The sequence below is a fragment of the Rhodococcus sp. M8 genome (assembly GCF_015654185.1).
In the GTDB taxonomy this organism is placed as follows: Bacteria; Actinomycetota; Actinomycetes; order Mycobacteriales; family Mycobacteriaceae; genus Rhodococcus; species Rhodococcus aetherivorans.
In genome coordinates this window covers 2,854,382-2,868,620 of sequence record NZ_CP064065.1, presented here as the reverse complement: position 1 = coordinate 2,868,620, position 14,239 = coordinate 2,854,382, and the positions used below count along the sequence as shown (strand labels likewise).

12 protein-coding genes and 1 pseudogene are annotated in these 14,239 nt (G+C 71.0%); 8 read left to right on the top strand and 5 right to left on the bottom strand.

Going from position 1 to position 14,239, the window contains the following annotated elements; genetic code table 11:
• Positions 1-585: 585 nt before the first annotated feature.
• Positions 586-1,461, bottom strand: a complete 876-nt coding sequence (locus ISO16_RS12780) for a hypothetical protein (protein ID WP_072636296.1) — start codon at positions 1,459-1,461, stop codon at positions 586-588.
• 348 nt (positions 1,462-1,809) lie between these two features.
• Here ISO16_RS12780 and ISO16_RS12775 point away from each other — a divergent pair, with 348 nt between their 5' ends.
• Both ISO16_RS12775 and ISO16_RS28700 read left to right on the top strand, forming a co-directional pair.
• Entirely contained in the window at positions 1,810-2,091 is a 282-nt protein-coding gene (locus tag ISO16_RS12775; protein WP_139310911.1) for a hypothetical protein, read from the top strand.
• Positions 2,092-2,278: 187 nt separating this feature from the next.
• A pseudogene (locus ISO16_RS28700) lies at positions 2,279-2,680 on the top strand (dihydrofolate reductase family protein); the annotation flags it as partial.
• Positions 2,681-2,847: 167 nt separating this feature from the next.
• On the opposite strand, the gene ISO16_RS12770 reads toward ISO16_RS28700, so the two are convergent.
• Positions 2,848-3,246 carry a DUF5313 family protein gene (locus ISO16_RS12770; RefSeq protein WP_072636294.1) on the bottom strand — a complete coding sequence of 133 codons (399 nt, stop codon included), beginning with the start codon at positions 3,244-3,246 and terminating at the stop codon, positions 2,848-2,850.
• 146 nt (positions 3,247-3,392) lie between these two features.
• On the opposite strand from ISO16_RS12770, the gene ISO16_RS12765 reads away from it, so the two are divergent.
• The 3 genes from ISO16_RS12765 to ISO16_RS12755 all read left to right on the top strand — a co-directional run bounded on the left by ISO16_RS12765 (position 3,393) and on the right by ISO16_RS12755 (position 6,399).
• Positions 3,393-4,619: an acyl-CoA dehydrogenase family protein gene (locus tag ISO16_RS12765; protein WP_072636293.1), complete on the top strand. Its 1,227-nt coding sequence runs from the start codon at positions 3,393-3,395 to the stop codon at positions 4,617-4,619.
• A gap of 91 nt (positions 4,620-4,710) precedes the next feature.
• Positions 4,711-5,688, top strand: a complete 978-nt coding sequence (locus tag ISO16_RS12760) for an alpha/beta hydrolase (RefSeq protein WP_072636292.1) — start codon at positions 4,711-4,713, stop codon at positions 5,686-5,688.
• A 105-nt stretch (positions 5,689-5,793) separates the two neighbouring features.
• Positions 5,794-6,399: a TetR/AcrR family transcriptional regulator gene (locus ISO16_RS12755; protein ID WP_006941488.1), complete on the top strand. Its 606-nt coding sequence runs from the start codon at positions 5,794-5,796 to the stop codon at positions 6,397-6,399.
• Between the two features lie 6 nt (positions 6,400-6,405).
• On the opposite strand, the gene ISO16_RS12750 is transcribed toward ISO16_RS12755, so the two are convergent.
• Complete coding sequence (locus ISO16_RS12750; protein ID WP_072636291.1) at positions 6,406-7,476, bottom strand: class I SAM-dependent methyltransferase; 1,071 nt, start codon at positions 7,474-7,476, stop codon at positions 6,406-6,408.
• Positions 7,477-7,667: 191 nt separating this feature from the next.
• Between ISO16_RS12750 and ISO16_RS12745 the strand changes: the two genes are divergently transcribed.
• A complete protein-coding gene (locus tag ISO16_RS12745) occupies positions 7,668-8,066 on the top strand; it encodes a VOC family protein (protein ID WP_072636290.1) in 399 nt (132 codons plus the stop codon).
• Here the strand turns inward: ISO16_RS12745 and ISO16_RS12740 are convergent.
• Both ISO16_RS12740 and ISO16_RS12735 read right to left on the bottom strand, forming a co-directional pair.
• Positions 8,063-8,884 (bottom strand): alpha/beta fold hydrolase, encoded by an 822-nt coding sequence (locus tag ISO16_RS12740; protein WP_043802696.1) that lies wholly within the window; start codon positions 8,882-8,884, stop codon positions 8,063-8,065. The genes ISO16_RS12745 and ISO16_RS12740 overlap by 4 nt on opposite strands.
• Positions 8,881-10,428, bottom strand: a complete 1,548-nt coding sequence (locus ISO16_RS12735; protein WP_072636289.1) for an ABC-F family ATP-binding cassette domain-containing protein — start codon at positions 10,426-10,428, stop codon at positions 8,881-8,883. The genes ISO16_RS12740 and ISO16_RS12735 overlap by 4 nt, the downstream gene beginning before the upstream one ends.
• 230 nt (positions 10,429-10,658) lie before the next feature.
• On the opposite strand from ISO16_RS12735, the gene ISO16_RS12730 reads away from it, so the two are divergent.
• Positions 10,659-12,434, top strand: coding sequence for a penicillin-binding transpeptidase domain-containing protein (locus ISO16_RS12730; RefSeq protein ID WP_072636288.1), 1,776 nt, complete (start codon positions 10,659-10,661; stop codon positions 12,432-12,434).
• Between the two features lie 83 nt (positions 12,435-12,517).
• A complete protein-coding gene (locus ISO16_RS12725; protein WP_072636287.1) occupies positions 12,518-14,194 on the top strand; it encodes an NTF2-like N-terminal transpeptidase domain-containing protein in 1,677 nt (558 codons plus the stop codon).
• Positions 14,195-14,239 lie beyond the last annotated feature (45 nt).

Sequence of the window (14,239 nt, the reverse complement as noted above, 5' to 3'; positions counted from 1 at the left end):
CTTCTGGGGCCGGTTGAGCGTAACCCGGAAAACGTCCACCACCGTTCGTCCGGGCCGGCGGCCGAGCTCAACTACACCGGCACGCCCCCGCGCCGTCGGCGGCGTGCACGGGTTAGCGCTGTTCATCCGGAAGAGAACCGATTTGCGTTCCATCTCAACGGGTTTGGTGTATCGCCCGGATGTGGTCGGTCAGTGCACCTCACGGACGTTCACCGAGGCACGGACCGAATCGGGCATCGCCGGCTCGATCGGTGGCGTCGGGGACGCCCTCGACAACGCGATGAGGGAACCGACCGTAGGGCTCTACAAGATCGAATTGATCCACCGGGCCGATTGTGGTCCGTGCGGACGCAAGCGGAGAAGTGGAGACGGAAACCGCGGAGTGGGTGCGCTGGTCAACGCGGACCGGCTGCATTCGTCGATCGGATACCTCTCGCCGATCGACTACGAGACACGCTCTCGCGAACCCCGTCCCACCGCCGCCTCAGGCCTCGAGGTGGCCTGAACGAGGTCTCCACTCGATCCAGGACGGTTCATCGTGCCGTCGGCAGCTACTTCTCACGGGTCCGAGTGCGACGGGCTACCTCAGGCGCCGGCGCTCGGCCCGCGGAGGTATCTGCCGAGGTAACTCTCGTCGAGGGCGAGTGCTTTGGTGATCGTCGCGGCACCCACGATCACCATCGACAGCGCGAACAGCCAGCTGATCGAGGTGAACACCACCCCCAGGGGACCGAACTTCGTCTCTGCTGTGGCTGTAAGCTTCGGCAGCACGATCCGACCTGCGGCACGGACCACCGTGAGGCCTGACGCGGTGAGCATCCCGGTGGCCCACAGCACGCGACCGGACAACGCGCCCCTGGTGAGCAGATACGGGCACACGGTCCACACGACCGCCCACACCGCCAGTTCGCCGAGGATCGCCAGCGACCTGCCGACGAAGTGCGGACCGGACACCTGCCGTATCACGCCGATCAGCGCAGCCGACGCAGCGACCAAGAGGAGGACCACCAGCCACCGCCAGGCATCGCGGGCGCTGATCGGCGGCACGTTCCAGATCTTTCCGTAGATCCGTGCCAGGGTCCGGGTGAATGATGTGCCGCTGATGGCGACCAGCAGCAATCCGAGGACACCGAATGCCGCGAAGGTCGGGTCGGTGGCGTCGTATTCGCTGGTCCAGGCCGACAGGTCGGTCGAGTCGATACCGAGTTGTTCCTCGATTGCGTGGGTGGCCAGATCCCAGTCACTGAAGATCGAGGCGGCTATGATCAGCGGCAGTACCGAGGTGAAGATCTTGGCTGCGAGGCTCATCGATCGGTCGGCGAGCTCGATGTCGATGAGTCCGTCGATGACACGCCGGACCGTCCGTCCCGGTGGTGTTCCCTGCAACCAGCCGTTCGCGGATTCGGTACGCGCGGCGAGGGCTTCTCGGCCCAGGGCGACTGACAGTTTGGTTGGACGCACAGAGTCGACTCAACTCCACGATCAGGCGTTTGTCACCGCATCACCCGGCTCGGACTCCGGGATCCGAAACCGGGGTGGTGTGAGGGCGGCGTGCCACCTCCCGCAGTCGAATCGACGTCCACCCGGAGTCGATCTCGGGCGCCTGCATCCCCCGGACCGGCGACCCGGTCCTGCCGGCCGGCGACCCCGTCTCGTCGCGGCGGCGCCCCCGTCTCGTCGCGGCGGCAGTCTGCGACACCGGGCACGTCACCGACGGCGATCTCCTTGTTCCAGGCGTGACGCCGTGGGCCTGCGGGGCGGATAATGGCGGCGGGTGATCGGTGCTGGGCCGAGTCGAGGGCGGTCGGCATGCAGTGGCAGCAGCGTTGGGCGGTCGAGGGTGTACAGACCGGGGTTCTCATCGTGCGGTCTCTGGTCGCGGAGGCGCTCGAGGAGGTCCCCGCGGGAGTCGCACTGCGCGATGTTGCGCTGACCGACGATCTTCGGTGCCGCTACGAGTATGCCCGCCGGTTGTTGGCCCGTGCGGTGGCCGAGGCGCGGGCGCTCGGTGTGGTGGTGGCCCCGGTAGCCGAACTCGACCCGGACCGGCTTTTTCGGGCGCTGCGACCGGATGAGTCGGGGACGAATTAGAGCACCTGCCGGTCGGCCGGAGCCGACGGCGGCGCCCGTGCCGAGCCGGGCGGCGAGCAGCGCACCCGTGGGACCACCGGCGCCGGAAGGAGGCCGAAGGCTGGTCTTCCCTAGCGCATGCCGATCACCGTGGAGCGGTGGTCCGTCGGTGGCATCCGGGCGGCCGGACGTCTGGAGTCCGACGGTGATGAGTTCGGCCGTGGTTTCAGTCTGTATCCACGCCCGATCGCCCGCTCTCGAGGAGAGCATCAGGACCGCTACCTCCACCTTCGACGCCTTCTCCAGCCCGGACGGCTACGGCTCCCACCGCGGCTGCTGGGGCACGCAGGGCCCCGCGCTGCTCGACCACCGCCTCGCCCTGTACGACGCGGAGCGGCGGATGGTCTTCGGAGCCACTACCTATCGGCAATTCGTGCGACTGCCGGCCTCGAGGACCGAGGAGTCCGGCGCGAACGACTCATGGGTCACCCGGATGAGGAGCATGCCGCACGGTGTGTCGACCACACTGGAAGGGGCCCTCGACGGGCCGAACGCGACCGTCGTGAGCGGTGACGCCGTCGACGTCGTCGCGCGGCTCGAGGAGGAGACGATCGGTGCCGTCTTCTGCCGTTGGTGGAGGCGATCGGCACGCCGCTGCCGTATCAGCTGTGACCACCCGGAGCTCGGGCTGAAAGCCACACCGATGGCTGGTCTTCCTGTGGTGAAGCTTCCTCGGGCCCGCCTATGCAATGTCAGCTCGGCAGAGGTGACTGCGCCTTACCCCCGCGTCCGCAGGTCGGCGCGCATCGTGGAGTGGAGCCGCTCGTAGGCGGCCTTCTCGGCGTCGCGCTCCCGGACGCGCCGGGGGTTCTCGAGGTCTCCCGGCAGGCCGTTGCGCTCGAGCCGGCGCCGGCGGTTCTGCGCCATGTAGGCGGCGGAGAAGAACAGCGCGAGGGCGACGCCGAGTCCCATCGTCGACAGGCGCAGCCACACCGGGCCGGGCAGGAGCAGGAACGCGGCGTACAGCGGGAGGAAGGGGACCTGGCTGCGGATCATGTGGCGGGCGACGGCGTGGTCGCCGATCAGGTCGTTGCGCACCCACTCGCGCATCGAGGCGGGAAGGGGGCGGCCGACGGCGTAGGCGAGCCACTGGAGCGGGCCGGGGCGGGTGCGCATCTCTCGGGCCTTTCGTGCGGGGGCGACATCAGGAGTCTACGCAAATAGATCGTGCATTAACTAATCGTAGGCTAAATATGCCCGATGTCACTGCCGGTTCCGCGGATCCGTATACGTACACGAGAACGTGTTCTATATTTCGAGGCATGTACGAGTGGTCCGACACCGATCTCATGTTCCGTGACGCGCTGCGCGGATTCATCGACAAGGAGATCCGCCCCCACGTGGATCGGCTCGAGAGCGGTGAGCTGCCGCCCTACGACATCATCCGCAGACTGTTCTCCGCCTTCGGCATCGACGAGCTGGCCCGCGACGGCCTCAACAAGGCCCTCGCCCGGGAGGAGGCCGGCGAGGCGTCGTCTGCCAAGCCGGGCGGCGGCATGGGCTCCGGCGGTATGGCGGCCCTGCTCAACAGCGAGATCGCCGGGGTCAGCCTCGGGCTCGTCGCTTCGATGGGCGTCAGCCTCGGCCTCACCGCGGGCACCATCCGCAGCCGCGGCACGCTCGCCCAGAAGAAGCGGTGGCTGCCCGAACTGGTGACCTTCGAGAAGGTCGGCGCCTGGGCCATCACCGAACCCGACTCCGGGTCGGACGCCTTCGGTGGAATGAAGTCCACCGTCCGGCGCGACGGCGACGACTACATCCTCAACGGGCAGAAGACCTTCATCACCAACGGTCCCTACGCCGACGTCCTCATCGTGTACGCCAAGCTCGACGAGGGCGACCCGAGCATCGACCGCCGCGACCGCAAGGTGCTCGCCTTCGTGCTCGAGAAGGGCATGGAGGGACTGACCCAGAGCCCGCCGTTCAAGAAGATGGGGATGAACTCCTCGCCCACCGGCGAGCTGTTCTTCGACAACGTCCGCATCACCCGCGACCGGCTGCTCGGCGAGACCGAGGAGGGTGGCCGCAGCGACGGCAAGGAGAGCGCGCGCGAATCCTTCGCCGCCGAGCGGATCGGCATCGCCTACCTGGCCCTCGGCATCATCGAGGAGTGTCTGCGCCTGTGCAAGGACTACGCCCGCACCCGCAAGCTGTGGGGAGCGGAGATCTCCCGGTTCCAGCTGATCCAGCTCAAGCTCGCCGAGATGGAGATCGCCCGCATCAACGTCCGCAACATGGTGTTCAGCGCCATCGAACGCACGGAGGCCGGCAAGCCCGTCGGCCTGGCCGAGGCCTCGGCCATGAAGCTGTACTCCTCGCGCGCGGCCACCGACGTGGCGATGGAGGCGGTGCAGCTCTTCGGCGGCAACGGCTACATGGCCGAGTACCGCGTCGAGCAACTCGCGCGGGACGCGAAGTCGCTGATGATCTACGCGGGCAGCAACGAGATCCAGGTGACGCACATCGCCAAGGGCCTGCTCGCCGAGTGACCGGGACCCCGGGCCGGGCCGCGCGGTCCGGGATCCCGGTACCCGGGACCGGTATCTGCACCTACGCTGCACATTCCACTATCGTGTCGCCATGACCGAGATCATGCCAGTCTCGACCGACGTCGATCCCGAACTGGCCGACGCGGTGACGACCCTCCCCGACCTCGATCTCGCCGACGTGGACGGAGGCCGTCGCACCCTCGACTCGATCGTGGCGGCCGCCGGCCCCGCCGACACCACCGGTGTCACCGTCGAGGAGTGGCTCGTCCCCGGCGCGCCCGGCGGCCCCGAGGTGCCCGTGCGGATCCACACGCCCGACAGGTGTCCCGACGGCAACCCCGCGGGCCGGCCCGTCGTTCTCGAAATCCACGGCGGAGGATTCGTCCTCGGCAGCGCCGCCCACAGCGAAGCCTTCGCCGCCGCCGTCGCCCGCGCGACCGGTGCCGTCGTCATCTCCGTCGACTACCGGCTCGCCCCCGAGCACCCCTATCCCGCTGCCGCCGACGACTGTTACGCGGTCCTCGAGTGGATCGCTTCCGGCGCAGCATGTCTCGACATCGATCCGGACCGCGTCGTCGTCCTCGGCGATTCCGCGGGCGGCGCCCTCGCCGCGACCGTCGCGCTGCGGGCCCGGGACGAGGGCGGCCCGCGCATCGCGCTGCAGGCCCTGCTCGAACCCGCACTCGACGACCGGCTCGAGACCGCCTCCATGCGCGGCGGCGGCGCCACCGCCGTGTGGGACAACCGCAAGGCCGCCCAGAGCTGGCGGCACTACCTCGGCGGGCAGGAGCCCACCGGGCAGTCCGTGCCCGCGCGCCGGGCCGACCTGACCGGACTGCCGCCCACCTACCTCACCGTCAACGAACTCGACCCGCTCCGCGACGAGGGGCTCGTCTACGCCCAGCGTCTCCTGCAGGCCGGGGTACGCGTCGAACTGCACTGCTGGCCGGGCGTATTCCACGGATTCACCCTCGTTCGAGGGGCCGGCGCCACGCGTCGCGCCGCTCGCTCGCTGTACGACGCGATCGTCCGGGCCACCGCCCGCACCCCCGTCCTCGACCACGACTGACCCGCCCCCGCGCGGCGCCACCCCCTCGGTGACACAGGCCCTGGCACAATCGAGTGCGCCGCACCGGTTGGGAGGAACCGGTCGGCGACACGGGAGGAGGGACACGTGACCGTCACCGACGGACGCGTCGCGCGGGCCGAACGGACCCGCCACGCAGTGATAGAGGCGCACATCGCCCTGATCGAGGCCGGTGAGCTGAAACCGACCGGTGCGCAGATCGCCGCACGGGCCGGGGTCTCGCTCCGGGCGCTGTGGGCGAACTTCAACGATCTGGAAACGCTGTTCGAGGAGACGGGGACGGAGCTGCTGCGGCGGCAGGACACCGCGTTCGCCCCGGTCCCCGTCGACCTGCCGCTCGACGAGCGGATCGACGCGTTCTGCCGGCAGCGCGCCGAACTGCTCGAGCGGATGGCGCCGTTCGCGCGCGCGTCGGCGATCCGGGCCCCGCAGTCCAAGAGGATCCAGCGAAACAGGTTGCGGCACATCGCACGTGTGGTCAACGAGGTCGACGAGCTGTTCGCGGCGGAACTCGCCGCGCTCGACGCGTCGCGCCGGGCCACGCTGGTGCGCTCCGTGGCGGTGGCGAGCACCTGGGCGTCGTGGGTGGCGTTGCGCGATGTGCTGGACCTGCCGGTGGCCGAGGCCGCCGAACTGATGAAGCACACCGTCACCGCACTGCTGTCGGAGGCGCGCCAGCCGACGTCGTGCTGAGGCCGGTCAGGGCGTCAGACGGTAGAACCGCCAGAACCCGAAGTCCTCGATCGGCAGCACCGACACGTCCGAGAAGCCCGCGTCGAGCGCGTACCGGCGCAGGGTGTCCGCACGCATCACCGTGCCGGTTCCCGCGCTCGGCGGGTGGCTCATGCCATCCGGCAGGCAGCACGAGATGCTGAACCCGTACATCAGCCGCTCGACCTCGTCGCCGGGTGCGGTGAACCGGTCGGCGACGGCCTCGTCCATGACAACCATGACCCCGTCGGCCGCGAGCGAGCCGCGCACCGCGGACAGCACCTCGACGGGACGTGGCATGTCGTGGACGCACTCGAAGGCGAACGCCGCCGTGAAGCGTTCGTCGGGCAGGCTCGCCGCGTCGGTCTCGACGACGGTGATCCGGTCGGCGACGTCGGGGCAGGCCGCGACGTTCGTCCGGGCCAGGGCGACGGTCGCCGGATCGATGTCGATGGCGAACAACCGGGCCTGCGGGTACGCACGGGCCAGTGCGATCGTGGACCACGCACCGCCACAGCCGATGTCGGCGATCTCGGCACCCGGTCGGCGCAGCAGCGCGTCGAGGTCCGGCACGGACGCCAGGGCGCCCGGCAGCGCCTTCTCGTACCACGGCCGGTTCATGTCCGCCTGCCCCTCGCGGGCATCGGTGCCGAGCTGCGCCCAGCTCACGCCGCCCCCGGTGCGGTAGGCGTCGAGCAGGGCCGGAAGCTGCGCGGACACCCCGGCGAACATGCGGGCCAGGGGTCCGAGGTAGTTGAGACTGTGCTCGTCGGTGAGGACCTCGGCCACCGCGGGCGGCAGCGTGAAGCGCGGCGGATCGCCGTCGTCGACCTCGAGCAGGCCGGTCACCGCCTGCTGCTCGAGCCATTCGCGGGCGTAGCGCGGGTCGGTCCCGGTCCGCGCCGCGAGCTCGTCGGAGGTGGCGGGACCGTCGGCGGCGAGGCTGCGGTACCAGCCGAGCCGGTCGCCGAGATAGATCGCGATCAGATCGACGGCGCCGAGCGCCGAGTCGAGGACGCGCTGGGCGACCGTGTCGACGGGGGAAACGGTGTGCGTCACGGTGGGGCCTCCGGATGAGAGGGACAGGGGTGATTCCGAGAGTCCTCCGGTTCCGGACGGCGGACAACGCCCCCATGGGGGCCGAATGTGACACCTCGTCGATCCGGTGTCACATTCGGCCCCGTAGCGGGGCGCGGGAACCGGACGGGGGTCCTGGACGTTCGGAGTCGTGCAACCGGAAGGAGTTCACCTTGCAGATCACCGCCAGTGCCGTGTCCCTCAACGTTCCCGACGTGGCCGCGTCGGCCGACTTCGTGACCCGTCACCTCGGGTTCACCGAGACGATGGCCGAGGACGGGTTCGTCTCGCTCACCCGTGAGGACGCGGGCTTCAGCCTCGTCTTCCTGCGCACCGGGCTCGGCACCTTCAAGCCCGCAAGCATCGCCGGCGACGCCGGGCAGGGGACGCTCGTCGCGTTCGTCGTAGACGCCATCGACGACGAGTACGAACGACTGCGGGCGGAGGGGGTTCCGATCGTCACGCCGATCGAGACCGAGCCGTGGGGCGAGCGGTACTTCCAGATGCGCGACCCGAACGGCATCGTCTACCAGCTCGTGCAGTGGATGGACGAGGCGCCCTCGGTGAGTTAGCCGGACGATCGGCCGGCGTGCGCCGCGAGGAACGGTCCGACCACCGACAGCACCTCCGGCGCCGCCGCGATCGTCGTGGCGTGGTCGTATCCCCGGATCACCGCGAGCAGGGCACCGGGGATCGTCCGCGACAGCTCGCGGGTGTCGTCGATCCGTTCGCGGTCCTCCGAACCGACGAACGCCAACGTCGGCACGTCCAGGGCGGCGAGGTCGGCGTCGTCGATCCCGGGTTCGCGATCCGACCGTCGCATGTACGCGGCCAGGGCGGCGGCGTCGTTCGCCCGGAACGCGGCCTGCGTCGCGGCATCGACGGGCGAACCGAGGTGTTCCGCCCACGCCTCGAGGAACCCGTCGATCCCGTAGTGCCCGAGCACGTCGGCGCATCCCGGGAAGAACAGGCGATCGAACGCCCCGGCCTGCGCGCGGGCACTGCCGCCGCCCACGGTGAGCGTCCGCAGCCGGCCGGCGTCGCGCACCGCCAGGGACAAGCCGACCCGTGCTCCGAACGAGTACCCGAGGTAGTGCACGCGCTCGGTGCCGGCGGCGTCGAGGACCGCCAGCACGTCCCCGACGATCAGGTCCATCGCGTATGCGTCGGGGACGTGCGGCTTGTCGCTGCGGCCGTGACCGCGCAGGTCGGGCAGGATCAGCCGGTACCGCTCGCGCAGGGGGCGCACGTATCCGAATCCCCGCCAGATGGCCGACGACAGAGCACTGCCGTGCGCGAGCAGCAGCGACGGGCTGCCGGCGCCGGCGTCCGATTCGATCACCGTGAAGGCGATGCGGGTTCCGTCGACGGGGTTGATCGCGTGGCTCACCGTTCCAGTCTGACCGACCGGGTCACCCCGATGTCGGCCAGGAACCGCTCGTCGTGGCTGACCACCACGAAGGCGCCCCGGTACGCGCGCAGTGCCTGCACCAGATGCGTCAGGCTGGGCAGGTCCAGGTTGTTGGTCGGTTCGTCGAGGAGCAGCAGCCGCGGAGCCGGGTCCGCCGCGAGCAGGGTCGCCAGCGCCGCCCGCAGTCGCTCGCCGCCCGAGAGGGCGGCCGCCGGCACGTCCGCGTCGGCGCCGCGGAACAGGAACCGGGCGAGCAGTGCCCGGACCTGCTGCGGCGACGCATGCGGGGCCCGCAGCGCGACGTTGTCCGCCACCGACAGCGACTCGTCGAAGACGTCCAGCCGCTGCGGCAGCACCGCGAACGGCACCCGGGGACCGGCCGCGACGATGTCGCGCAGCAGCGTCGTCTTGCCCGAGCCGTTGGGTCCGCGCAGCGCGATCCGCTCCGGGCCGACGATCTCGAGCGGTCCCTCGGCGACGCGCGCACCGGGATGCACCTCCGTCTCGGGCAGGTCCACCCGGATCTCCCGGTCGTCGCGCACGGTGCCCTGGGCGCGCTCGAGGTTCTCGCGCGCGCCGGCGAGCTTGCCCTCGTGTTCGCGGCGGAGCCGGCCCGCCGACTCCTGGGCCTGCCGCTTGCGGGCCCCCATCACGATCTTCGGTTCCCGCTTGTTCTCGAACATCTTGCGGCCGTAGCGCTCTCGTCGGGCGAGCTTGATGTGCGAGTCGCTCAGCTCGCGTGCCTGCCGGCGCACGTCCGCCCGGGCGTCGCGCACCGCGGCCAGTGCCGCCTCCTGCTCGGCCGCGACGATGCGTTCGTACTCGCTGTAGTTGCCGCCGAACAGCCGCAGCCGCCCGTCGCGCACCTCCGCGACGGTGTCGATCCGCTCGAGCAGGTCGCGGTCGTGGGTCGCGACGACGAGCGTGCCGGCGAACTCGCGCAGCACGTCGTACAGCCGCGCGCGGGCCGCCGAGTCAAGGTTGTTCGTCGGCTCGTCGAGCAGCAGGACGTCCGGCTCGTCGAGCAGGCGTGCCGTGAGCGCCAGCAGGACGGCCTCGCCGCCGGAGAGGGTGCCGACGGTGCGCTCGAAGTCGCTGGGGGAGGCGACGATTCGGTCGAGGCCAAGGCGGTGCAGGGTGGCCAGGGCGCGCTCCTCGATGTCCCATCGCTCGCCGACGGCGTCGAAGTCCTCGACGGCGGTCGAGCCGGCCTCGATGCGCCGCAGCGCCGCGCGCACGGTGTCGATGCCGAGGACGGCGTCGACGGCGCGGTGTGGATCGAGGATGACGTCCTGCGGCAGCCGCGAGACCCGGCCGCGCACCGTGACGGAGCCCCGGGTCGGTTGAAACTCACCCGACATGATCTGCAGCAGAGTTGATTTGCCGGACCCGTTGCGTCCGACGAGTCCGGTGCGCCCGGCGGGGAGGGCGGTGTCGAGACCGTCGAACACGGCGGTGCCGTCCGGCCAGGCGAAGGTCAGGTCCGACAGGGAAAGGCCCGAGGACGGGGAAGGGTGTGACATGGCTGCTCCCGGAATAGGTGACGGTACCGCGCGCAGGTGCGGCGCGGCGGGCGAAACCTCTACAGGAGCAACGGCCTTCTCCGATCGACGGGAATGTGACAGGAACCGACGGTAGAACAGCGTCCGTGGGGCCGGCAATCGATTTTCCCGAATTGGGGGCCGCGTCACTACAGGCAGCATGTACGCAACGTGCGGGCGGTGGTGAACGACGGCACCGTCCGGCTTCGGGCATGATCGTTGCTGTGCCACTCCTCCGACGCCGACCGGTTCCGCTCCTGTTGACCGTCGCCGCCGCGCTGGCGGCCGCCGGGTGTTCCTTCGGGCCCGACCAGCCCGAGACGGTCGTGGGGGAGTTCGCCGCGGCGCTCGAGGCCGGTGACGTGCGGGCCGCGGCGGAGCTCACCACCGATCCCGAGGCGGCGGCCGCCACGATCGACGGCGCGTTCGAGGGGCTCGGCGGGGTCCGGCCCGACCTCGAGCTCGCCGGCACGGGCGACGGCGGCACCTTCGAACTCGACGTCGCGTGGCATTTCGCCGAGGGCCGGGACTGGTCGTACCGCACGTCCGGCAGTGCCCTGGACGTCGACGCGGAGGGCTGGCGCATCGAGTGGGACCCGGCGGTGCTGGCCCCGGGCCTGACCGCCGGCACCACGCTGAGCTACACGACGACCGTCGGCCCGCCGCCGTCCGTGCTCGACCGTGGCGGGTGGCCGATCCTCGAACAGCAGGTCGTGACGCTGGTGAACGTCGATGCCACCGCCGACCCGGCGGCCGTCGCGCCGCTGCTCGCGACCGCCGCGCCCACCGTCACCGCCGAGTCGCTCGCCGCCGACGTCGCCGCGGCGGAGGGCAAGCCCGTGACCGCGGTGACCCTCCGCGACGCGGACATCGCGCCGATCGAGGCGCGGCTCGCCGCGCTGCCCGGCGTGACCCTCGTCCGGCAGACCCGGCTGCTGACGGTCGACCGCGCGCTCGCGTCCCCGGTCCTCTCCGGGCTCGGGGAGCTGTGGCAGCAGGGCCAGGACGCGTCCGCCGGCTGGGCCGTGCAGGCGGTGTCCGGGGACGGCAGCGCCCGCCGCGTCGCCGGTGCCGACGGTCCGCCGGCGCCGGACCTGCAGTCCACGCTCGACCTGGGTCTGCAGACCCGCGCCGAGGCGGTGCTGGCGCCACTGCCGCAGCCGGCGGTGATCGTCGCGATCGAACCGTCCACCGGGGCGGTACGCGCGGTGGCGCAGAACGCCGCCGCCGACGCCGAGGGACCGATCGCGCTGACGGGGCTCTATCCGCCCGGTTCCACGTTCAAGACCGTCACCACCTCGGCCGCCCTGCAGGCCGGGGCCGTGACTCCCGACACGGTGGTGCCGTGCCCCGGGACGGCGAACATCGAGGGTCGCGTCATCCCCAACGACGACAGCTTCGACCTCGGTCCGGTCCCGTTGCACACGGCCTTCGCCTTCTCGTGCAACACCACGATGGGCCGGCTCGCGGTGGGATTGCCGGCGACCGCGCTCACCGACGCGGCCCTGCAGTTCGGGCTCGGGGTCGACTACGTCACGCCCGGACTGGTCACGGTCACCGGCAGCGCGCCCGAGGCGCAGACCCCGGCGGAGCGCGTCGAGTCCGCGATCGGCCAGGGCCGGGTGACGGCGTCACCGTTCGGTATGGCACTCGTGGCGGCGTCCATCGCGCACGGCTCGACGCCGCTGCCGGTGCTCGTCGAGGGCCGGCCCACGGTGGCCGATCGCACCCCTGGTGCCGCGCCGGCGGAGGTCACTGCCGCGTTGCGGACGATGATGCGGGAGACTGTGACGGGTGGAACCGCGAGCACGCTGCGGGACCTACCCGAACTCGTCGGTAAGACGGGGACGGCAGAGTACGGTGATGGCACCGGTGCCCACGGTTGGTTCGTCGGCTCGCAGGGAGACCTCGCGTTCGCGGTTTTCGTTGCGGGAGCGGGCAGTTCGGCGCCGGCAGTGGACGTGGCGGGACGCCTGCTGAGGGGGTGATGCGCGGCTTGTGGCGCAATCGTGATCGCATCGTAGGCAGGGCGTGCTTGTTACTGAAGTGACAGAAGTGAAGGTTGGTCGTTATGGGTTTTCGGGACTGGCGCAGGGGGCGCGGCCGCGTGACAGCCCTGGTCTCCGTCGTGGTTCTCGCGGCCGGCATGGCGTCGTGCGTGTTCGGTGAACCCCGGAGCGATGCGCAGCGACTCGTCGACGACTTCGTCGCGGAACTGAACGAGGGCGACGCCGCCGGCGCTGCCGCGCTCACGTCGTACCCGAACGCCGCCGAGGCGTCGATCCGGCAGATGTTCGAGGGCATGAAGGACGGCAGCGTCGACTACGACGTCGCCCAGTTCGTCGAACTCAACGAGCAGACGGGGTTCTTCACCCTCGGCGCCGACTGGAACTTCGGACCCGGCAAGGACTGGGGATACCAGGTGGACGGCGTGGCGAAGAACCTCGCCGTCGGCTGGCGGATCTCCTGGGACCCGCAGGTGCTGGTGCCCGACCTGAACCGGACCCGCACCGTGCACCACGTGCGCACCGACGCCGCGCCGCCGAAGATCTTCGACCGCACCGGTCAGTTGCTCATGGCCGAGCAGACCATCAACGCCGTCGTCGTCGATCCCGCCCTCATGCCCGACCCGGTCGACACCACGACGCGGCTGGCGAAGGTGCTCGAACCCGTCGCGCCGGTCATCACCGCCGACCTGCTGCAGCGCAACCTCGCGGCGGACCCCGGGGCGCGCATCACCGCAGTGAAGCTGCGCGACCAGGACTACCAGTTCCTCGAGGACGAGATCGTCCCGATCCCCGGCGTGGTGGTCGTCAAGACCCCGACGCTGATCAGCGCGGACCGGCGGATCTCCACGCCGCTGCTGGACCCGCTGCGCGCGGCCTGGCAGCTCGAGCGTGACGCCACCGCCGGGTGGGCCGTCACCCTCGAGGAGCCCGGCGCCGACCCGGTGCAGGTCGCCGGCTTCCAGGGCCCGCCGCCGCCGGACCTGCAGGCGACCCTCGACGCGCACGTCCAGCTCGCCGCCAAGGAGGCGGTGGTCAGCGTGGGCACCCCGGCGGCGATCGTGGCGATCCAGCCGTCCACCGGCGGCGTCCTGGCCCTGGACGTGAACAACTGGGCGATGGAACTCGGACCCGTCGCCTCCCGCGGGCTGTATCCGGCCGGGCAGACGCTGGATCCGGTGCGGCTGGCCGCGGGCCTGGACCGGGGCGTCGACCCGGCCTCGGTGAGCACCGACGATCTGGCCGACACCGCCCGCCGGCTCGGGCTCGGCCTGGACTACGACGTCCCCGGCTTCGACTTCGAGACCGCGCAGATCGGGGAGGACCGGTCCGGTGTGGTGCAGTTCTCCGGCTCGGACGGCGGCGGGGAGGCGCTCCTCAGTCCGTTCGGTGCCGCGCTGCTCGCCGCGTCCGTCGCGCGGGGGGAGGCACCGTTGCCCGCGATCGTGCAGGGCAAGCCCGCGACGGTGGGGGAGGCCGCCGAACCGCTGCCGCCGCACGTGACCGACGCGCTGCGCGCCGCGATGGCCGAGAACGTGCGCAGCGGCCCGGCATCGTTCCTGAAGGGGCACCCCGGTCTGTCCGGCATCGCGGCCGCGAGCGGTGACGACCGCTGGTTCTACGGGTACACCGGCGACCTGGCGTTCGCGGTGTTCGTCGCCAACGCCGACGGCGGCGACCGCGCGGTGAAGATGGCCGACATGTTCCTGCGGGAGCTGGGCAAGCCGCCCGCCGACCGCTGACCGCTGCCGCCCTCGGCGGACCGGCCGAAGCGGACCCCGGTACGT

What these genes read in the sequence shown, in the direction of transcription:
- ISO16_RS12760 (WP_072636292.1), top strand. Translation starts at nt 4,711, where the DNA reads ATGACCGAGATCATGCCAGTCTCGACCGACGTCGATCCCGAACTGGCC.
- ISO16_RS12765 (WP_072636293.1), top strand. Translation starts at nt 3,393, where the DNA reads ATGTACGAGTGGTCCGACACCGATCTCATGTTCCGTGACGCGCTGCGC.
- ISO16_RS12735 (WP_072636289.1), bottom strand. Translation starts at nt 10,428, where the DNA reads ATGTCACACCCTTCCCCGTCCTCGGGCCTTTCCCTGTCGGACCTGACC.
- ISO16_RS12775 (WP_139310911.1), top strand. Translation starts at nt 1,810, where the DNA reads ATGCAGTGGCAGCAGCGTTGGGCGGTCGAGGGTGTACAGACCGGGGTT.
- ISO16_RS12725 (WP_072636287.1), top strand. Translation starts at nt 12,518, where the DNA reads ATGGGTTTTCGGGACTGGCGCAGGGGGCGCGGCCGCGTGACAGCCCTG.
- ISO16_RS12770 (WP_072636294.1), bottom strand. Translation starts at nt 3,246, where the DNA reads ATGCGCACCCGCCCCGGCCCGCTCCAGTGGCTCGCCTACGCCGTCGGC.
- ISO16_RS12730 (WP_072636288.1), top strand. Translation starts at nt 10,659, where the DNA reads ATGATCGTTGCTGTGCCACTCCTCCGACGCCGACCGGTTCCGCTCCTG.